Raw genomic sequence first — 19582 nt, forward strand, 5'->3', positions numbered from 1 at the left:
CCGAAGGTCTCGGCCGCCCAGGCGAGGACCTCCTGCGCGGAGGCCTCCTCCAACGCGCGCCCGGCCCTCTCCGCCAACGACGCGTAGTCAGTCGCTGTGCTGCTCATGTGACGTACCCCCGTGGTTGGTCGGTGACAGCAGGCCGAGGAACTTCAGCTGGAAGGCGCGGCGGCATCCGTGGCACTCCCAGGCGCCGTGCCCGGCCTCGGAGGGGCGCAGGTCCTCGTCCCCGCAGTAGGGACAGAAGAAAGGGGCCGCTCGCTCGCTCACGACAGCTGGTCCTCGGTCGCCCGGGCCGCCCACTGGGCGAAGCGCTCGCCCTCGGTGCGGTCGGCCTGGTAGCGGGTCAGCACGCGCTCGACGTAGTCGGGCAGGCCCGCGCTGGTGACCTTGAGGCCGCGGACCTTGCGGCCGAAGCCGGCCTCCAGGCCGAGCGCGCCGCCGAGGTGCACCTGGTAGCCCTCGACCTGCTCGCCGTGCTCGTCGGTGACCAGCTGGCCCTTGAGTCCGATGTCGGCGACCTGGATGCGGGCGCAGGCGTTCGGGCAGCCGTTGATGTTGATGGTCAGCGGCTCGGCGAAGTCCGGCAGGCGCTGCTCCAGCTCGTCGATGAGGGTGCGGCCGCGCTCCTTGGTCTCGACGATGGCGAGCTTGCAGTACTCGATGCCGGTGCAGGCCATGGTGCCGCGGCGGAACGGCGAGGGGGTGACCCGCAGGTCGAGCGCCTCCAGGCCGGCCACCACGGAGTCGACGTGCTCCTCGGCGATGTCGAGGACGATCATCTTCTGCTCGGCGGTGGTGCGCACCCGGTCGCTGCCGTGGGCGGCGGCGAGGTCGGCGATCCGGCCGAGCAGCTTGCCGTCGACCCGGCCGACGCGCGGCGCGAAGCCGATGTAGAACTTCCCGTCCTGCTGCCGGTGGACGCCGACGTGGTCGCGCCAGCGGGCGGCGGGCTCGGTCGGGGCGGGGCCGTCGAGCAGCGGGCGCTCGAGGTACTCGTCCTCCAGCACCCTGCGGAACTTCTCCACGCCCCAGTCGGCGACCAGGAACTTCAGCCGGGCGCGGTTGCGCAGGCGCCGGTAGCCGTAGTCGCGGAAGATGCCGATGACGCCGCCGTAGACGTCGGCGACCTCCTCCAGCGGGACCCACGCGCCCAGCCGCACGCCCAGCTTGGGGTTGGTGGACAGGCCGCCGCCGACCCAGAGGTCGAAGCCGGGGCCGTGCTCGGGGTGGACCACGCCGACGAAGGAGACGTCGTTGATCTCGTGCGCGACGTCGAGCAGCGGGGAGCCGGAGACCGCGCTCTTGAACTTGCGCGGGAGGTTGGAGAAGTCAGGGTTGCCGATGAAGCGGCGCTGGATCTCCTCGATGGCGGGCGTGCCGTCGATGATCTCGTCCTCGGCGATGCCGGCCACCGGGGAACCGAGGATGACACGCGGGGTGTCGCCGCAGGCCTCGGTGGTGGACAGGCCGACGGCCTCCAGCTTCTGCCAGATCGCCGGGACGTCCTCGATCCGGATCCAGTGGTACTGGATGTTCTGGCGGTCGGTCAGGTCGGCGGTGCCGCGGGCGTACTGCTCGGAGACCTCGGCGATCGCCCGCAGCTGGGGGACGGTCAGCCGACCGCCGTCGATGCGCACGCGGAGCATGAAGAACTCGGCGTCCAGCTCGTGCGGGTCCAGGATCGCGGTCTTGCCGCCGTCGATGCCCTCCTTGCGCTGGGTGTAGAGCCCCCACCAGCGCATCCGGCCGCGCAGGTCGGCCGGGTCGATCGAGTCGAAGCCCCGGTGCGCGTAGATCGTCTCAATACGTGTCCGCACATTGAGACCGTCGTCGTCCTTCTTGAACTGCTCGTTGGCGTTCAGGGGGGTGTAGTGGCCCATGCCCCACTGGCCTTCGCCGCGATGGCGGGTCGCCTTGCGGGCCGCTGCGGGGCGGCGCTCGGCGGCGCGGTCGGCCGTGGGCTCGACGGTCTCGGAGGAGGTGGCCATGGTGAAGTCCTTCGGGGCAGGTGGCGCTGGCGCCGAATAGGTCGCGGGGCGTGCTCGGCCGTGCGGTGCCGCTCTGACCTGCGGATTTCTCAAGGCCTTGAGGGCAGTGACCGGGACCGGGCGGGCGCCTGCGCATCCGCTGCGACGGGGATGGCGGGGGAGGTCGGCGCCGGGTGCGGTGGTGCGGCGGAGTCGGGCTCAGGTCACCGGACAGATGGCGCTGGACACGCGAAGGAGGTCGACGTGGAGTCGACCTACCAGGGTGGTTCCGGCGCTAGACATGGCAAGAGATTCGCACGGCGCGGGACTCGCGGTCCACTAACATCCGAATACTGGACGTTGAGGTTTCGTCAGGCGAGACATCCGAACGTTCCCGCCGCTCCCCGCCGGGGCGCCCGGCCACGCGCCCGTACCCCCGGGGAGATCAACCGCGCGGCCCCGGCCCGATACGGTGGGCCCTGTGCAAGCAGCAGGCGATACGAGCAGACCGAACGCCGAGCGGCCCTCCCGGCGAAGGGGCAAGGGCGCGCGGCGGGCGGCGAAACAGGCCACCTGGCGCCGCACGGCGTGGGAGCTGGTCAGGGACACCACCAACACCTGCGTCGAGTACCGGGTCACCGGGCTCGCCGCGGAGGCGGCCTTCTTCACCCTGCTGTCGATCCCGCCGCTGCTGCTCGGGCTGGCCGGCACCCTCGGCTACCTCGACGAGTTCGTCGGCGCGGGCACCATCGCCGGGCTCAAGAAGAGCATCCTCTCGGCCTCCGGGACGGTGCTGTCGGACTCCTCCGTCAACGAGGTCGTGGTCCCGCTGCTGGACGGGGTGTTCGACCGCACCCGGCCCGACCTCGTCTCGATCGGCTTCCTGCTGTCCCTGTGGTCCGGCTCCAGGGCCCTGTACATCTTCATCGACACCATCACCGTCATGTACGGGCTCGACGGCAAGCGGGGCATCGTCAAGACCCGGCTGATGTCGCTCAGCCTCTACTTCGGCGCCCTGGTGATCGGCTCGCTGGTGCTGCCGCTGCTGATGGTCGGTCCGGGGCTGCTGGAGAACGCGGTGCCGGGGGTGTCCGGGCTGGTCGGCGCCCTCTACTGGCCGGTCGCGATCGTGCTGCTGACCGTCTCGCTGACCACCCTCTACCACCTGGCCGTCCCGGTCTCGACCCCGTGGCGCGAGGACATCCCCGGCGCCCTGGTCGCCCTGGTGGTGCTGGTCTTCTGCAGCGTCGGCCTGCGGGTCTACCTGGTCAGCTCGGTCGAGGGCCCCTCGGTGTACGGCTCGCTGGCGGCGCCGGTGGCCGTGCTGCTGTGGATCTTCGTGGTGGCGCTCGCGGTGCTCATCGGCGCCGCGATGAACGCCGCGATAGACCGCCGCTGGCCCACCCTGGAGACCGCCGACGCGCGTGCCGAGAACGAGCGCGCCCACGAGGAGGCGGCCGCCGCCGTGGTCCGCGAGGTCGCCGCCCGGCGGGCCGTCGAACGGGCCCGGCGCGCCCGCGAGCTCGGGCTCGCCGAGGGCGTCGAGGAGGAGTGGGGCGAGGACGAGGGCGAGGACGTCGAGGTGCCCTCCGAGTACCCGGAGCGGTGGGCCGACGTGCTGGCCGCCGACAACGTGCGCGGCCGGCTCACCGCCCGCGGCGGGCCGCACCACCGGCCCGGACCGCCGCCGCCGGACAGCGACCGGCCGGCCGGGCCGCCGCAGGGGGGCGGGCCGGGAACTCCGCCGGGGCCGCAGTCGGGGCCTGCTTCCGGACCTGCTTCCGGGCCCGTGTCGGGGCCTGTGTCCGGGCCCGGTTCGGGGCCGCCCGGGCAGCAGCCGCCGGGGTACCCGCCGCGACCGCCCCGGCCGCCGTGGGACCAGCGGTAGGCGGAACGAAACGGCAGGAACGGACAGGGCCTCTCCCGCGGGTGCGGGGGAGGCCCTGTCGCTCTGGCGGGGCGGGCGTGGGGCGGGCGGGGCCGGCGGACGACGGGTCAGGTGGCGGCCCGGTGCGGTGGGTGGCCGTGGGCGGGGCGCAGCTCGGTCACGGCGGAGGGGTCGGCCGTGCCGGGGGCGGCGGGTTCCGGGGCCGTCGGGTTGGGGTGCGTCGGGGCCGACGGGTTCGGGTGCGTCGGGGCTGTCGGGTCCGGGTGCGTCCGGTTCGGGTTTGTGGGGGCCGGGGCCGGGGCCGGGAGCGGCTCGGGGGAGGGCCGGGGCGGGTCCAGGGCGATGCGTCCGGAGGAGTCGCTCAGCTTGAGCAGCAGCGCCACCATCAGCCAGTTCGCCAGCAGCGACGAACCGCCGGCGGCCAGGAACGGCAGGGCCTTGCCGGTCAGCGGGACCAGCCCGCTCACCCCGCCGACCACCACGAACACCTGGAGCGCCAGCGCCGCCGACAGACCGGTGGCCAGCAGCTTGCCGAACGGGTCGGTCAGGCCGATCGCGGTGCGCAGACCGCGCTGGATCAGCAGCACGTAGACCAGCAGGATCGCGGTCGCCCCGGCCAGTCCCAGCTCCTCGCCGATGGTGGTGAAGATGAAGTCGCTGCGCCCGGCGAAGCCGATCAGCCAGGGCCGTCCCGAGCCCAGGCCGGTCCCGGTCATGCCCCCGGTGCCCAGGCTGAACAGCGCCTCGGCGGGCTGCTCGGAGATCGCCTTGTCGTGCACCGGCTTGTAGTAGTCGAGCGGGTGCAGCCAGGCCTCGACGCGGCCGTGCACGTGCGGTTCCACGGTGCCGACCACCGCCGCGCCGCCGACCGCCATCAGCAGGCCGAGCACCACCCAGCTGGTGCGCTCGGTCGCCACGTACAGCATCACGATGAAGATGCCGAAGAAGATCAGCGAGGTGCCCAGGTCGCGTTCGAAGATCAGCACCAGCAGGCTGACCACCCAGATCGCCAGCACCGGGCCGGCGTGCCGTCCGCGCGGCAGGGTGAGCCCCCAGACCTTCCGCCCGGCCAGCGCCAGCGCGTCCCGGGCGGCCATCAGGTACCCCGCGAAGAAGATCGTGATCGCGACCTTCACGAACTCGTCCGGCTCGAAGGAGAGCCCGAACAGCCGGATCCAGCGCTTGGCGCCGAAGCTGTCGCCGGGGGAGAACACCGGTGCCGCCAGCAGGATCAGCGCACCCGCCATCAGCAGGTAGACGTAGCGCTGGAAGAAGCGGTGGTGCTTGACGAGGACGATCAGCGCGAGCGCCACCGCCACCGAGATGAACACCCACATCAGCTGGGAGGGCGCCGCCGGGAGCTTCTGGTAGTCGCCCTTGGCGGCGTGCGCGGCCTTGTAGCTGAAGTCCAGCCGGTCCAGCAGCACCAGCCCGAAGCCGGTCAGGAAGACGCCCAGCGGCAGGATCAGCGGATCGGCGAACGGGGCGAACCGGCGCACCGCCAGGTGGGCCGCCCCGGCCAGCGCGCCCAGCGACAGGCCGTGCACCAGCAGCCCGGGCGGCATCCGGCCGGTGAGCGCCAGGTTCGCGTCGACGTGTCCCGCCAGGCAGACGGCCACCGCGAGGGCCAGCAGGCCCAGTTCGATGTTGCGGTGGCGCGCCGCGAGTCGGCGGCCGTCGCCGCGTGCAGTGGTTCGCACCTCTTTTCATCCCCTTGTCGAGCACGTGGCGGGTCTCGCCGACGGCGCATCCTGCCAGACGTTTGTGTCTTCGCCGCGGTTGCCGGGAGGAGCGGGAACAGGGCAGAACTTTGCCCGGGCAAAGCTTTGTCGGGGCTCGGTAAAGCTTTGTTCAGGCCCGGGTATAGAGGCGGGCCCCGGGTGCGGCGGGGCCGTCGCGCGGGGACATCATGGCCGGGCGCCGGGGGAGCCCCGGCGCGGGGTGCCCGACCGGCCGGGGACCGCCGGGACGAGCGAGGTGAGCGGGCGGATGAACGCAGTGGTGGGCGGCGCGGCGGTCGGGCCGGCGGTCGGGTCGGTGGGCGGCCCGATGGTCGGGCCGGTGGGCGGGCCGACCGGTGGTCCCGCCTCGGTGCTCGCCTACAGCGGGCCGCCGCCGTGGCGGTGGTCCGACCTGGCGACCTCCTGGACGGCCGAGCCGCTGGTGCTCGTGCTGTCGGTGCTGCTCGGTGTCTGGTACCTGGCGGCGGTGCGCAGGGTCAACCGGGCGGTGGGTGAACGCGCGGTGGGTGACCGGGCGGCCGCGGGGGCCGGCGACGGGCGGCCGGTGGCCGGGCACCGCGGCGGGCGCTGGCAGCCCACCCGTACCGCCGCGTTCCTCGGCGGGCTGCTGCTGTGGGTCTGGTGCACCTGCTCCGGCCTCGGTGTGTACGACCGGATCCTCTTCACCGACCGGGCCGTGCAGGTCGTGCTGCTGCTGATGGTCGTTCCGCTGCTGCTCGCGCTCGGCGCACCGGTCTCCCTGCTGGTCGAGGCGGCACCGGCGGCCCGGCGGGAACGCGTTCTGCGGGCGCTGCGCAGCCGCCCGTCCAAGGTGCTGATGTTCCCGGCGGTCTCCACCGCGCTGCTGATGGCGCCGCCGTGGCTGCTCTACTTCACGCCCTGGTACGAGTGGTCGGTGTCCAGCGGGATCGGGAACGTGGTGCTGCACCTGGCACTGGTGCTGCTGGGCCTCGCCTACTTCTGGCCGCGTCTGCAGCTCGACCCGGTCGGGCACGAGTACCCCCACCTGGTCGGGCTGTTCATCACCTTCGCCGAGGTGATCTTCGACGCGGGGCTCGGGATCGTGCTGATCTACGGCGGGCACCTGGTCGCCGAGCACTACTACCTGGCGCTCGGGCGGCCGTGGGGCCCGAGCCCGGCGCAGGACCAGACCTGGGGCGGCAACGCGTTCTGGGTGCTGGGGGACCTGGTCGGGCTGCCGTTCCTGGCCGCGCTGGTGCGGCGGATGGTGGTGCAGGGGCGGGAGGAGACCGAGGCGGTGGACGCCGAGCTGGACGCCCGCTACGCGGCGGCCGCCGCGCGGGCGCGGGCGGCGGGAGGGCCGGAGGAGGAGGAGACCGGGATGCGGCCGTGGTGGCTGGACGACCCGAACCTCAAGCACCGGTACGGGGCGTAGCGCGGGCCCCGGCGGGGCTGGTCGAGCTGCGGCGGATGCGCGTGGCGGCGGACGGCGGTGCGGGGCGCTGTCTGGCCCCTGCGCGGCGGGCCAATTTTGGTCCTCAGAGGCCGCTCTGGCGACCGCCGCCTCGCGTTTCCGCAGGTCAAAAATAGGTTGGCCACAATCCCCCGCCCCGCTAGCGTGTGACACATCCGGTTCGGGGGCCATGGGGCCGCCCGAGGAGTAGAGAGCAGGAGGTGAACCCCCGTGGTCGTTGTCGCCCCGATAGCTGCCCAGGGCAGCACTCGCGTTCACCTCCTTTTCCCGGCCGCCGGCTGAGCCCTTCACGCCAGCCGTAGCCCGCCGGGATCATCTCCTCCCGAAGGGCCACTGCGTTGTTCAACGCTGCCTCCGTTTCGTCGTTCTCTTCTCCCTCTTCCTCCTCTTCGACTTCCGCCGACGCCTCCGCCCTGACCGGCTACGGCTGGACGGCCGAGCTCGCGGAGCTGTTCACCCCGTTCGGCGAGGCCGGGCTGCTCCCGGCCCGGATCGTCCGGGTCGACCGCGGCCAGTGCGACGCCGTCATCGCCGACCCGGAGACGGGTGAGCCGCGCACCGTCCGGTTCGACACCCGGCCGGTGGGCGACGCCGACATGATCAACTGCCCGTGCACGGGCGACTGGGCGGCGGTCGACCTGTACGCCCAGCCGATGGCCTCCGTCGTCGCGCTGCTGCCGCGCTCCACCGCGATCATCCGCAAGGTGGCCGGCAAGCGCTCCGACGGCCAGGTGCTGGCCGCCAACGTCGACACCGTGCTGATCGCCTCCTCGCTCGCGACCGACCCCGACCTCGGACGGATCGAGCGCTTCCTCGCCCTGGCCTGGGAGTCCGGCGCCGACCCGCTGGTCGTCCTCACCAAGGCCGACCTCGTCGACGACGCCGACTTCATCCGGTCCGACGTCGAGGCGGTCGCCCCCGGAGTCACGGTGCTCGTGGTGAGCGCCGAGACCGGCGAGGGCATGGACGTGCTCCGCGCCTGCACCCCCGGCACCACCGCGGTGATCGGCCAGTCCGGCGTCGGCAAGTCCACGCTCACCAACGCGCTGGCCGGCTCCGCGGTGATGACCGTCCAGGAGGCCCGCGAGGTCGACCAGAAGGGCCGCCACACCACGACCACCCGAGAACTGATCCCGCTGTCCGGCGGGGGCGTGCTCATCGACACCCCCGGGCTGCGCGAGGTCGGCCTCTACGGAGGCGAAGGCGTGGACCTGGCCTTCGCCGACATAGCCGAGCTGGCCGAGGAGTGCCGCTTCCAGGACTGCGGCCACCACACCGAGCCCGGCTGCGCGGTGCAGGCGGCGCTGGCCGACGGCACCCTGCCGCAGCGCCGAATGGACAGCTACCTCAAGCTCCAGCGCGAGAACGACTGGATCGCCTCGCGCACGGACGCCCGGGTGGCCAAGGCGCGGCTGAAGAAGTGGAAGACGATCACCAAGTCGATGCGAGCCGTGGGAGGTCCGGTGAAGCGCTGAGCCCGGGCACCGGCCGGCCGCCGCACAACGGCCGCCGGCCGGCCCCCGCCGGGCCCGCCCGGCTCAGCGGAGGTCCGCCACCACGCGGAAGCGCTGCAGGACCACCGGAGTGGTGTCGTCCACGGCGAAACCCGGGTCATCGAGGGCGTCGAGCATCTCCGGACTGCGCCAGAAACCGCTCGTGCACCGCACGCCACTCGGCCACGCTGGTGCACCCCTCGCCCTCGTCCAGGGCGTGCTGGAGGTCGACCTCCGCGAGCGGGACCACCCGGACGTCCGTGGTCTCGATCACGGCGACCCTGCGGCCGTCCGAGTCAAGGACCACGGAGCGCTCACCGGCCAGCGGCAGGGGCTCGCCCTCGTGCTCGTAGTCGGCGATCAGGCCGGTGGTGCTGGTCTTGGCACCGTCGAGGATCGCGGCGACCAGCTGGTCCCGCAGAGGGCCGGGGAACGCGAACTCTGCCGGAGGCAGGGCGACGACGCGCGGGTCGTCCGGGCCGGTGTAGGGCTGCTGCTCGCTCATGCCGCGAGAGTAACGGCGGGGCGTTCGGCGGGCGCGCGAATTTCGGGGCCGCGGGCCGGTGCGGTGGGCCTGCGGGTTGTGGGCCGTGGACCGTGGGCCACGGGTCGTGGGCTCACGGTGTGGCGGGTGGCGGGTGGCGGGTGGGTGGGGAGGGGGGAGGGGAGGGGAGAGGGGGGAGGGGAGGCCCCCGAAGCAGCGATCAACGGCGATGTCCGATTCCCGCCAGTCACCCCCCGCCCAGTGCCGCAAACTGGACAACGTGATCGACGACGACATCCGGTACCGAGCCGTGGACAGCCGCGACTCCCGCTTCGACGGGGTCTTCTTCACGGCGGTCACCTCCACCGGCATCTACTGCCGTCCGAGCTGCCCCGCCGTGACCCCCAAGCGCGTCAACTGCGTCTTCTACCCCAGCGCCGCAGCGGCCCAGGGGGCGGGCTTCCGCGCCTGCCGCCGCTGCCGCCCCGACTCCGTGCCGGGCTCGCCCGAGTGGAACCACCGCGCCGACCTGGTCGGCCGCGCGATGCGCCTGATCGGTGACGGCGTGGTGGACCGCGAGGGCGTCGCCGGCCTGGCCGGCCGCCTCGGCTACAGCGCCCGCCAGCTGCAGCGCCAGCTGATCGCCGAGCTCGGCGCCGGCCCGATCGCGCTGGCCCGCGCCCGCCGCGCGCAGACCGCCCGCCTGCTCCTCCAGACCACCGAACTGCCCGTCACCGACGTCGCGTTCGCGGCCGGCTTCGCCTCCGTCCGCCAGTTCAACGACACCGTGCGCGAGGTCTACGACCGCACTCCCAGTGGTCTGCGCGCCGAGGTCGCCGCCGGCCGCCGCAGCGCGACCCCGGCCGGCGGCCTCACCCTGCGCCTCGCCTACCGCGGCGCGCTCGACAGCGAGCACCTGATCGACTTCCTCGCCCTGCGCGCGGTCCCCGGCGTGGAGGAGGTCGTCCCCGGCGCGCGGCCCGGTGTGCGCGTGTACCGTCGTACCCTCGCGCTCCCGTACGGCCACGGCATCGCCGAGGTCGACGGCCTGGCGCCGGGCGAGCCGCCCACCCGCGGCTGGCTCGACTGCCGCCTGCTGCTCGCCGACCTGCGCGACCTCCCGACCGCCGTTCAGCGCCTGCGCAACCTCTTCGACCTGGACGCCGACCCGCTCGCGGTCGACGAGCAGCTCGGCGCCGACCCGCTGCTCGGCCCGCTGGTCCGCGAGCGCCCCGGCCTGCGCTCGCCCGGCCACGTGGACCCGCACGAGCTCGCCGTCCGCGCCGTCCTCGGCCAGCAGATCAGCGTCGTCGCCGCCCGTACCCTGGCGGGACGGCTCGCCGAGAAGTACGGCACCGCGCTGCCCGAGCCCAGCGGCGGCCTGCGGCTGCTCTTCCCGAGCGCGGCCGCCCTGGCCACCGCCGATCCGGAGGACTTCGCGATGCCCGTCGCCCGCCGCCGCGCGCTCACCGGCCTGTGTGCCGCGCTGGCCGAGGGCGTGGTCCGGCTCGACAGCGGGGTCGACCGGGAGGAGGCCGCGGCCGGCCTGCTGGACCTGCCCGGCATCGGCCCCTGGACGGTCGGCTACCTGCGGATGCGGGCGATGGCCGACCCCGATGTCTTCCTCCCGAGCGACGTGGGCGTCAAGCACGGCCTGCTCCGGCTCGGCGCCGCGGGGGATCCGAAGTCCGCCGACCGCGCCGCCGAGGCCTGGGCCCCGTGGCGCTCCTACGCCGTCCACCGGCTGTGGGCCGGCCCCGTGAGCACCGGCCCCGCGAGTACCAGTCCCGCGAACACCGGCATCAGCACCAGCAACACCAGTGACACCAGTACCGGAACGGAGAACGGACGAGCATGAGCACCACCGTCTACACCACCATGGAGAGCCCCTTCGGCCGGCTGCTGCTCAGCGGCGTGCTGCCCGAGGAGGGCGAACCGGCCGCGCTGGCCACGGTCACCGTGCCCGGCCAGAAGTACGCGCTGGCCGAGCCCGCCGACGACTGGGTCCTCGACCCGGAGGCGCTCGCCGAGCCGGTGGCCCAGCTGACCGACTACTTCGCCGGCAAGCGCACCGGCTTCGACCTCCCGCTCGCGCCCGAGGGCACCGAGTTCCGCCGCAGGATCTGGGCGGCACTGGACGAGATCCCGTACGGCAAGACCGTCACGTACGGCGAACTCGCCGAACTGGCCGGGCAGGAGCCGCGCATGGTCCGGGCGGTCGGCGGCGCGGTGGGCGCCAACCCGCTGCTGATCGTCCGCCCCTGCCACCGGGTGCTCGGCGCCGGCGGCGCGCTCACCGGCTTCGCCGCCGGCGTGGACCGCAAGCGCTGGCTGCTGGACCTGGAGAGCGGCACCCTGTTCTGACCGCCGGTGCGCCGCGAACGTCCGAGCACCCGACGTCCGAGCACCGGACCTTCGAGCATCGGACCTTCAAGCACGGCAGCCCCGCTGAGCGCCCCCGTCCGCTGAGCGCCCCCGTCCGCTGAGCCCCCCATCGCCGAGCCCCCATCGCCGAGCTCCCACCGCCTGCCGCTCAACTCCGCAGTTCCACCCGCCAGTTGTTGCTGCGCATGAGCCGTCCGGGCGGGAACTCGAAGTCCGTCCCGCCGAGCAGTGTGAAGCCGGCCTTCGCGCAGACCGCGTTGGAGGCGGGGTTGTCCACCGAGGGGAAGGCGTGCAGGTGGGGATGGGCGGCCTCGCGGCGGGCGGCCTCGACCGCCGCGCGGGTCGCGGCGACCGCGATGCCCCGCCCCTGGAAGCCGGGCAGCACGTTCCACCCCATCTCGTGGACGGTCCGGCCCTCCCACGTCCGGGTGCCGTAGCCGACCGTCCCGACGGCCTCGCCCTCGGGCAGCAGCACGATCCGGTACATGCAGCCGAGCCCGGACGGGACGAAGTCCAGGTAGCGCCGGTGTCGTACGAGCAGCTGCTCGGCGCTCTCCGGCCCGCCGACGTGCTTCTTCATCTCCGGCGTGTTGACCCGGCGCAGCAGCGCGAGGTCGTCGTCCGTCCAGGGCTCGATCCGTACCGCTGTGCTGGTCATGCCGGGGACGGTAGCGGCGGGCGAACGCGGCGGCCAGTGGTTTTCACCCGGCCGCGGGCTCCTGGGCGGGTGCCGGCTCGGGCCCGGTGCCCGGCTGTGCGAGGGCGCGGGCGAGCTGTTCCAGGCCCGGCAGGGCGTTGACGACCGCCGCGCGGTCGGCCGGGTCGAGGGTGCCGAGCGCGGTGGCGATGCGGCGCTCGTGGGCGTGCTGCCAGTCGTCCAGCTGTCGCCGGCCCGCCGGGGTGAGGGCGATCCGGGCGGTGCGGCGGTCGCCGGGGTCGGCCTGGCGGTCCACGAAGCCGGCGTCGAGCAGCTTCCCGACCAGTCCGCTGACGGTGTTGGGCGCGAGCCGCTGCCGTGCGGCCAGCTCGCCGACCCGCAGCGGCGCGGCGGCCAGTGTCTGGAGGAGTTCGACCTGCGCCATCGGCAGGGACTCCCACGGGTAGTCGGTGCGGATGCTGCTGCGCAGCGCGCGGCGCAGCCGGGTGACGGTGTCGGTCAGCTGCCGGGCGTGCTCGACCGCCGGGTCGGGGCTTGCGGTGGCGGGGTCGGGAACGTGTGGTGACGACGGCATGGCGGACAGCGTATCGCCTGGTACGGGGCGGTTCGGCGGCTGGTCGGGGCCCCGGGGCCGCGCCGTGTTGCGGCTCTGTCGCAGGCCTTGCCGCGGGCGTCCGTCCGGCACCGTCCGTACCGTGGGACACATCCTGTCGTAGAACGAGCTGCTCGTAGAGAGAACATATCTGTATCCGATATATTCGTACCCATGAACGCCACCGCCCTTGCCTCGCGGCTGCTCACCGAGCGGCCCCGGCCGCGCGGCATAGCCGGCTGGCGCCACGCCCACTGGCTCGCCGTCGGCACGGTCTGTCTCGGCGCCTTCCTCGGCCAGCTGGACGCCAGTGTCATCGCCCTGGTCTTCCCCGCCATCGGCCGGGACTTCGACGCGGGCTTCGCCGCCGTCGAGTGGGTCGCCCTCGCCTACCTGCTGGTCCTGGTCGCCCTGCTGGCCCCGATCGGCTGGCTGTCGGACCTGGTCGGCCGCAAGACGATGTACATCGGCGGCTTCGCGGTCTTCGGCCTCTCCTCGCTCGGTGCCGGATTCGCCGGCGGTCTCTGGGCCCTGGTCGGCTGCCGCGCCGTCCAGGCGGTGGGCGCCGCGATGATGCAGGCCAACAGCGTCGCTCTGGTCGCGCGGGGCGTTCCCGAGCACGCGATGCGGCGCGCGCTCGGCATCCAGGCCTCCGCCCAGGGCCTCGGCCTGGCACTCGGGCCCAGCCTCGGCGGGCTGCTGGTCGAACACGCCTCGTGGCGCTGGGTGTTCTGGGTCAATGTGCCGATCGCGGCGTTCGGCATCCTGGCCGGCTGGTTCCTGCTGCCCCGCACCCGGGCGGCGGGCGCCCCCGCGGCCGTACCGGGCCCCCGCCCTGCGAACTCCCCCGGCGGGGAAGCCCACCGCGCCGGGGGCCGTCGAAACGATGCCCACCGCAACGAAGCCCGGCGGACCGCGACCGGCGACGCCGCCCGCTTCGACCTGCCCGGCCTGCTGCTGCTCACCGGGGCGACCACCTCGCTGCTGCTCGCCCTGTCCACCGCCTCCGGCCTGCCCCTGCCCGGCTGGGCGGTGGCCGCCCTGCTGTTCGCCTCCGCCGCCCTGACCCTGGCACTGGTGCGCCAGGAACGGCGGGCCGCCCGGCCGATCCTGGCGCCCGGGCTGGTCAACACCCCGGGCGTGCGCTCCGGCCTGGTGGTGGGGCTGATCGGCTATCTGCTGCTGTTCTGCCCGCTGGTGCTGGGCCCGGTGCTGCTCACCGGCGCCGGGGTGTCGACGGCCCACGCGGGCCTGGTGATCACCCTGCTGCCCGCCGGGTTCGCCTTCGCCGCGACGGTCGGCGGCGGGCTGCTGCCCCGGGGCTGGTCGGACGTGACCAGGTGCCGCTGGGGTGCGCTGCTCGCGGCCGGCGGGCTGCTGCTGTTCGCCCTGCTGCCGGCCTCGGACGCGGCGGCGGCCCCGCTGCTGATCGCCGGTTACGGGCTGGGTCTGCTGCTGCCCGCCAACAACGCGCTGGTGATGCGGGCGATCCCGGCGCAGTGCTCGGCGGTCGGCGGCGGCATGGTGAACATGGCCCGCAGCCTCGGCACGGCGCTCGGCATGGCGCTGTCCGTCCTCGGTGTCCACCTGGCGGGCGCCGAGTCCGGTGGGCGGACGGTACTGCTCGTCCTCGCCGCCGTCGCCGCGGCGGCGGCGCTGCTCACCCGGCCCGTCCGGGCCTGAGGAGCGCAGGGCCCCGCTACCGCGCCTCGGTACGGGCGTGCGGGGGCCCCGGTGCGTTCAGGGCGTCCTGGGCGCGGTTCAGGCCGCGCCGCACCAGCGTCTCCAGGGCGTCCGCGCAGCGGTCCAACTCGCCGGGCATGGCGGCCAGTTCATCCTCCGAGAACTTCTTCAGCACGAAGTCCCCGACGCTCTGGCCCTTCGGCGGACGTCCGATGCCGAACCGCAGCCTGACGAAGTCCCGGGTGCCGAGCACCTCGCCCACCGAGCGCACCCCGTTGTGGCCGCCGGGGCCGCCGCCGCGCTTGAGCCGGGCGGAGCCGAAGGCGAAGTCCAGGTCGTCCTGCACCACCACCAGCCGCTCGACCGGGACGCCGTGGCGGCGCAGCAGCGCGGCCACCGGGCGGCCGGACAGGTTGATGGACCACCACAGCGGCTTGGCCAGCAGCACTCGGTGGCCGTCGACGGCGATCTCGGCCACCAGGGTGGCGATCCCGCGCCGGCGGAACGGGGCGCCGTGCCGTTCGGCCAGCCGGTCCACGGCGAGGAAGCCCGCGTTGTGCCGGGTGAGCCGGAACCACGGGCCGGGGTTGCCCAGGCCGGCGATCAGCCAGGGGGCGTCGGGGGTCATGCGAGGGTTCTCCGGAGGGGTGGGGGTGTGGGGGGAAGACGGCGGACGGCCGGGGCGCGGCGGGGACGGTACGGGACCGTCCCCGCCGGCGCCCCGGCCGTCCGGGAACACGCGGGACCTGCGGGACCTGCGGGACGTACAGGACGTACGAGACCTGTGGGACCCGGGGACACCCGGACCCGAAGGACACGTACGAGCCGCAGGGCGAGCCCGCGGAACGAGCACTCAGGAGGCGGGCACGCCGGGCTCGGCGCCGCGCTCCTTGAGCATGTCGGTCATCAGCTGGAGCTCGGAGGTCTGGGCGACCACCATCGACTGGGCGAGCCGCTTCTCGGCATCGTTCCGGGCCTTGTCGACGTAGCCCTGGGCCATCTCGACGCCGCCCTTGTGGTGCTCGATCATCAGCTGGAGGTAGTACACCTCGGCGTCCCGCCCGCTGAGCGTGCGCAGCTTCGCGATCTGGGTGTTGGTGGCCATGCCCGGCATCAGCGAACCGTCGTGGGCCTGGTACTCGTGGCCCATCTTCATCCACGCCATCGGCGTGGCGGTCGAGTGCTGGGGCAGCCCCCACTGGTCGAGCCAGCCCATCATCATCCCGCGCTGGTTGGCCTGGGTGTTGATGATGTCGAAGGCCAGGGTGCGGGTCGGCTCGTCGGCGGTGCGGTCGCGGACGACGAACGACAGGTCCACGGCCTGCTGGTGGTGGGTCGCCATGTCGCGGGCGAACCCGGCCTCGGGGGAGTCGTTCGCGGGGACGGACAGCGTGGACGAGCCGGACGCCGAGGTCCCGCTCGCCACCAGGGCCGGCACCCCGAGCGCCAGCGCCACGGCAGCGGCCAGCGCGGCCGGCCACCACATGCGGCGGCGGCGCGGGGCCCCCACCTCCTGGACGCCGTCCGCCGCGGCGTCCACGGCGTCCAGGGCGCCCGCGCTGTCCGCGCCGTCCGCCGTCACGGCCTCGCCTGGGCGGCCCGCGTCGGCGGTCACATCTGCCCCATGGTGCAGGAGGCGCCCGGCTCCTGGGTCTGCTTGCCCTGGACGTACTTGGTGAAGAACTGCTCCACCCGCGGGTCGCTGGCGCTGTCCACGGTCAGCTGGGTGCTCCAGGCGTTCAGGGTGATGGTGCCCTGCTCGTCCGGGTACGGGCTCATCAGCGAGTACGGGGTCTTCTTGACCCGGTCGGAGAGGGTCTTGACGTCGTCCGGCGTGGCCTTGCCGTTGTACGTCACCCAGACGGCGCCGTGCTCCAGCGAGTGGACGGCGCGCTCGTTCTCGACCGGCTGGTCGTAGACGTGGCCCATGCAGTCCAGCCAGATCGCGTTGTGGTCGCCGCCGACCGGCGGGGTCATCGGGTAGGTGACCTTGTCCTTGACGTGGGTGCGGCTCAGCTCGCCGAAGGTCTTCACGCCCGGGATGTCCGCGTTGGCGGCGGTCTCCTTGTCCTTCTTCTTCTGGTTCTGGTCCATGACGATCCAGGTGCCGGTGGCGATCGCACCGATCACCAGCACGCCGGCCGCCACCGAGGCGACGATCTTGTTGCGGCGGTCGCGGCGCTGCTCGGCGGCGCGCAGCTCGGCGATGCGGGCGCGGCGGTCGAGGCCGTCCTGCTTGCCGCCGGGCTTGTTGGACTGCTTGGAGGCGGAACCCATGGTGGTCGTCCTTGTCCCCGCCGCACCGGTCGGTGGCGGCGGTCAGCTGGTGTGAGAGGAGAAACGGATCCGTCGGCGGCTGCGCCGGCGGTGGGTTCCACTCAGGACCGGTGGACCTGGAGTTCGTGCAGATCGGGCACCGGGTGCGCGCCGTCGAGCAGACCGGTGGGCACCACCCGGGGCAGCGCCTCGGGCGCGGCCGGGGTCAGCGGTGACACGGCGGGTTGCGGCTGCGGCGGCGGGTTCGGCAGCTGGGCGTCCTGCGAGCAGTACGGGTGGCTGGAGCAGCCGTTGTTGCGCGGCGGCTGGCCGTCGGCGGTGCAGAGGATCCAGTGCCCCTGCTCCTCGGCCGTCCGGTGGTGGTCCGAGGACTTCGCGGACCCGGTGACCTTCGCGGCGTGGCCGGTGTAGGAGGAGTGCCCGGTGGCGACCTGGACACTGACCACGCTGACGACGGTGACGGCGCTGACCGGGGCCGCGTGCGGCGCCGGTTGGCCGGAGCCGTCCACCGCCTTCGCCTGGCCCGCGCAGGGCAGCAGCGTCAACAGCGTGACGAGCAGCAGGACCAACAGCCCACCTGCCGGGCGGCCCGCGGATGCGGCCCTCCCCGGTCGGGGCGAACTGGGGGCCGACGCGGTCATGCGCACATTTAATCAGCCGAACGAGTGATGCGATGCCCCCCATCGGCCCTCATTTTCGGGGGCCCGCACACCCGGATGGCCAGGAAACGCCCTGCTCCGGACACATCCGGCAAGCACGGACGGAACGGGAGCGGACGACCGGGCGACGCCACCGTGGACGGCCCGGCGAACCCCCTGGTGAACAGCCTGGTGAGCGCGGTGGCCGGGATGTTCCGGTGGGTGACCGGTTGTCGCCGAAACCCGGACAGGGTCGTCGCAGGTGGAGAACAATGTCGTCAGCCCGGCCCGCCGGGGGCGGCGCGACCACGGAACGACCAGGAGCCGCCAGATGAGCAAGCAGGGTGCACCCGCACAGCCGCACCGGCCGGACGACGGTTGGTGGGACGCCGTCTACGACGGTCCGACGGGCACCCTCCCGGACACCCCGCACGCCGACCCGGGGGACGGCAGCGTGGACGACTGGTTCGACACGGCGGCCGGGCTCATCGGGCAGCAGCGCTCGGCGGAACCGGCACCGGCACCGGCACCGGCACCGGCACCGGAGCCCGAACCCGAACTCGAACCCGAACCCGAGTCCGAGCCCGAGGCGGCCGTAGCGGCTTCCGGGGAGCCCGACGGCGCGGCGGGTTCTGAGAGCTCGGAGGGCTCGGCGGGCCGGGACAGCATCGACGACTGGTTCGACACCGCGGTCGGCGTGATCGGCGGAGCGGAGGGGATCGGGCGTCAGCGGACCTCCACGGAGACCCACCGGTTCCCGGCCCCCGACTTCGCCGACGACGCACCGAGGACGGCGCGCGCGCAGGACCCGGAACCCGCACCCAAACCGGCACCGGCACCGGCACCGGCACCGGCACCGGCACCGGCACCGGCACCGGCACCGGCACCGGCACCGGAACCGGTACCCGAGCAGGCATCGGCACCCGAACCCGCACCCGAGCCGGAGGCCGTACCGGGTCCAGACTCAAACCCGGCCCCAGCCCCGGACCTGGTCCCGGACCCGGACCCGGTCTCGCTGGAGAAGCCCACCCCGCCGCCCGCCCCCGAACCGGCGCAGCCGGACCCCGAACCCGCCGTTGCCGAGCAGCCCGAGCACCCCGAGGAACTGGTGCCGCTGGTGGAGGCGGAGAAGTCCGAGCCCCCCGCCCCCGGCTCCGCCCCCGAGCCCGAACCCGTCCACGCCTCGGAACCCGACCCGGAGCCCGTGGCCCAGACCGCCGCCGTCCCCGACCCCCGCCTGGCCGTCCGCGCACCGCTCGCCGACGGCGGCGCCGCGGTCCCGCACGTCGGCGAGCGCCCGCCGACCTACGGACCCGAGCCGACGGCCGTACCCGAGGCGGACCCGGGCGCACTGCGCGCGCTCGTCCCGGACACCGTGCTGGACGGCGCCCAGTACGGTCCGTCCGTCCTGCGTGCCGCCTCCGTCCGGGGTGACTCCGCGCGCTACCGGGGCGAGCCGCGCAGTGACTCCCTGCTGGTCACCCGGTTCGGCGAGGGCCCGGACGGGCTGCTGCTCGCGGTCCTCGGCGGCTTCGACCGTACGGGCGGAGCCGCGGAGGAGACGGTCACCCCGGAGGCGATCGCGGCCGCCAGCCGGGAGGCCTGCCACCAGCTCGCCGCCGCGATCGGGCGCAGCCGGGCCGGCCTGGCCGCGGACCTGCGCGACGGTGCCCGCGACCGGCTCCGCTACGGCCTCCAGCGCCTGGCCACCGGTGCGGCCGCCCCGCTGCGCGCCCTGGCGCCGCAGCCGGAGGGGGACGACATCCCGTCCCCGGCGTCGCTGCACTGCCTGATGGTGTCGCTGGACCCGGAGGCCGGCTACCGCGCGGCCTTCGGCGTCGGTCCGGGCGGGCTCTACCTGCTGCGCTCGGGCCACTGGATCGACGCCTACGCGGCGCGACTGCTGCACCACCCGGACGGTCAGCCGCCGTTCCCCGAGGCCCCGGTGCCCGGCCCGCGCCCGTTCCGCTTCCGGCTCGTCCCCGCGACGCCGGGCGACATCCTCCTCCTGTGCACCCCGGGCCTCGCCCGGCCCATCGCCGACGAGCCGGCCGTCGCGCACTTCCTCTCCACCCACTGGGCCCACCCCCACCCGCCGGGCACCGTCGACTTCCTCCGCCAGGTCCAGGTCCGCGCCAAGGGCTACGCCGACGACCGCACGGCCGCCGCCATCTGGACCGAGTGACCCCGCACCACCCCCCCCGACCCCAACCCGCCCAAGGACCCAATCCGGCCCCACCCGCCCGGCGCGGGGGGGGGGGGGGGGGGGGGGGTTTTGGGTGGGGGGGGGGGGGGGGGGGGGGGGGGGGGGGGGGGGGGGGGGGGGGGGGGGGGAAC

At 74.1% G+C, this 19582-nt stretch carries 17 protein-coding genes and 1 pseudogene; 7 read left to right on the forward strand and 11 right to left on the reverse strand.

The window, feature by feature from the left end:
• Window positions 1–87: 87 nt before the first annotated feature.
• From ACZ6EM_RS27175 to ACZ6EM_RS27185, 3 genes are all read right to left on the reverse strand, one after another.
• Window positions 88–270, reverse strand: a complete 183-nt coding sequence (locus ACZ6EM_RS27175; RefSeq protein ID WP_380547841.1) for an eL43 family ribosomal protein — start codon at window positions 268–270, stop codon at window positions 88–90.
• The gene (locus ACZ6EM_RS27180; protein WP_465773432.1) at window positions 267–1991 is read right to left on the reverse strand and encodes a nitrite/sulfite reductase; all 1725 of its coding nucleotides are present in this window, start codon (window positions 1989–1991) and stop codon (window positions 267–269) included. The genes ACZ6EM_RS27175 and ACZ6EM_RS27180 overlap by 4 nt, the downstream gene beginning before the upstream one ends.
• Window positions 1992–2189: 198 nt before the next feature.
• Window positions 2190–2273: a putative leader peptide gene (locus ACZ6EM_RS27185; RefSeq protein WP_318264789.1), complete on the reverse strand. Its 84-nt coding sequence runs from the start codon at window positions 2271–2273 to the stop codon at window positions 2190–2192.
• Between the two features lie 178 nt (window positions 2274–2451).
• On the opposite strand from ACZ6EM_RS27185, the gene ACZ6EM_RS27190 reads away from it, so the two are divergent.
• The gene (locus ACZ6EM_RS27190) at window positions 2452–3858 is read left to right on the forward strand and encodes a YihY/virulence factor BrkB family protein (protein ID WP_465773433.1); all 1407 of its coding nucleotides are present in this window, start codon (window positions 2452–2454) and stop codon (window positions 3856–3858) included.
• A gap of 107 nt (window positions 3859–3965) precedes the next feature.
• Here the strand turns inward: ACZ6EM_RS27190 and ACZ6EM_RS27195 are convergent, their stop codons facing one another.
• Window positions 3966–5558, reverse strand: a complete 1593-nt coding sequence (locus ACZ6EM_RS27195) for an FtsW/RodA/SpoVE family cell cycle protein (protein ID WP_465773434.1) — start codon at window positions 5556–5558, stop codon at window positions 3966–3968.
• Between the two features lie 289 nt (window positions 5559–5847).
• On the opposite strand from ACZ6EM_RS27195, the gene ACZ6EM_RS27200 reads away from it, so the two are divergent.
• Both ACZ6EM_RS27200 and rsgA read left to right on the forward strand, forming a co-directional pair.
• Window positions 5848–6996: a cytochrome c oxidase assembly protein gene (locus ACZ6EM_RS27200; protein ID WP_465773435.1), complete on the forward strand. Its 1149-nt coding sequence runs from the start codon at window positions 5848–5850 to the stop codon at window positions 6994–6996.
• Between the two features lie 377 nt (window positions 6997–7373).
• Entirely contained in the window at window positions 7374–8510 is a 1137-nt protein-coding gene (rsgA, locus tag ACZ6EM_RS27205) for a ribosome small subunit-dependent GTPase A (RefSeq protein ID WP_452180655.1), read from the forward strand.
• 63 nt (window positions 8511–8573) lie between these two features.
• Here the strand turns inward: rsgA and ACZ6EM_RS27210 are convergent.
• A pseudogene (locus ACZ6EM_RS27210) lies at window positions 8574–9033 on the reverse strand (ASCH domain-containing protein).
• A 208-nt stretch (window positions 9034–9241) separates the two neighbouring features.
• On the opposite strand from ACZ6EM_RS27210, the gene ACZ6EM_RS27215 reads away from it, so the two are divergent.
• The gene (locus tag ACZ6EM_RS27215; RefSeq protein WP_465773436.1) at window positions 9242–10870 is read left to right on the forward strand and encodes a DNA-3-methyladenine glycosylase 2 family protein; all 1629 of its coding nucleotides are present in this window, start codon (window positions 9242–9244) and stop codon (window positions 10868–10870) included.
• Entirely contained in the window at window positions 10867–11376 is a 510-nt protein-coding gene (locus tag ACZ6EM_RS27220) for a methylated-DNA--[protein]-cysteine S-methyltransferase (protein ID WP_465773437.1), read from the forward strand. The genes ACZ6EM_RS27215 and ACZ6EM_RS27220 overlap by 4 nt, the downstream gene beginning before the upstream one ends.
• Window positions 11377–11545: 169 nt before the next feature.
• Here the strand turns inward: ACZ6EM_RS27220 and ACZ6EM_RS27225 are convergent, their stop codons facing one another.
• Together ACZ6EM_RS27225 and ACZ6EM_RS27230 are read right to left on the reverse strand one after the other, a co-directional pair.
• Window positions 11546–12055: a GNAT family N-acetyltransferase gene (locus ACZ6EM_RS27225; protein ID WP_465773438.1), complete on the reverse strand. Its 510-nt coding sequence runs from the start codon at window positions 12053–12055 to the stop codon at window positions 11546–11548.
• Between the two features lie 43 nt (window positions 12056–12098).
• On the reverse strand, window positions 12099–12629 hold the full coding sequence (locus ACZ6EM_RS27230; protein WP_359908043.1) for a MarR family winged helix-turn-helix transcriptional regulator: 531 nt from the start codon (window positions 12627–12629) through the stop codon (window positions 12099–12101).
• 192 nt (window positions 12630–12821) lie between these two features.
• On the opposite strand from ACZ6EM_RS27230, the gene ACZ6EM_RS27235 reads away from it, so the two are divergent.
• Entirely contained in the window at window positions 12822–14330 is a 1509-nt protein-coding gene (locus ACZ6EM_RS27235) for an MFS transporter (RefSeq protein WP_465773439.1), read from the forward strand.
• A 16-nt stretch (window positions 14331–14346) separates the two neighbouring features.
• On the opposite strand, the gene pth is transcribed toward ACZ6EM_RS27235, so the two are convergent.
• From pth to ACZ6EM_RS27255, 4 genes are all read right to left on the reverse strand, one after another.
• Window positions 14347–14958 carry an aminoacyl-tRNA hydrolase gene (gene pth, locus ACZ6EM_RS27240; protein WP_465773440.1) on the reverse strand — a complete coding sequence of 204 codons (612 nt, stop codon included), beginning with the start codon at window positions 14956–14958 and terminating at the stop codon, window positions 14347–14349.
• Window positions 14959–15183: 225 nt separating this feature from the next.
• Window positions 15184–15816 carry a DUF305 domain-containing protein gene (locus ACZ6EM_RS27245; RefSeq protein ID WP_380547925.1) on the reverse strand — a complete coding sequence of 211 codons (633 nt, stop codon included), beginning with the start codon at window positions 15814–15816 and terminating at the stop codon, window positions 15184–15186.
• A 125-nt stretch (window positions 15817–15941) separates the two neighbouring features.
• Window positions 15942–16607, reverse strand: coding sequence for a DUF3105 domain-containing protein (locus ACZ6EM_RS27250; RefSeq protein WP_359908032.1), 666 nt, complete (start codon window positions 16605–16607; stop codon window positions 15942–15944).
• A 101-nt stretch (window positions 16608–16708) separates the two neighbouring features.
• Window positions 16709–17176, reverse strand: coding sequence for a hypothetical protein (locus ACZ6EM_RS27255; RefSeq protein WP_401055340.1), 468 nt, complete (start codon window positions 17174–17176; stop codon window positions 16709–16711).
• A 400-nt stretch (window positions 17177–17576) separates the two neighbouring features.
• Here ACZ6EM_RS27255 and ACZ6EM_RS27260 point away from each other — a divergent pair, with 400 nt between their 5' ends.
• Window positions 17577–19430, forward strand: coding sequence for a PP2C family serine/threonine-protein phosphatase (locus ACZ6EM_RS27260; protein WP_465773441.1), 1854 nt, complete (start codon window positions 17577–17579; stop codon window positions 19428–19430).
• The last annotated feature ends 152 nt before the right edge of the window (window positions 19431–19582 follow it).

It is taken from the genome of Kitasatospora sp. NPDC041917 (assembly GCF_055589745.1).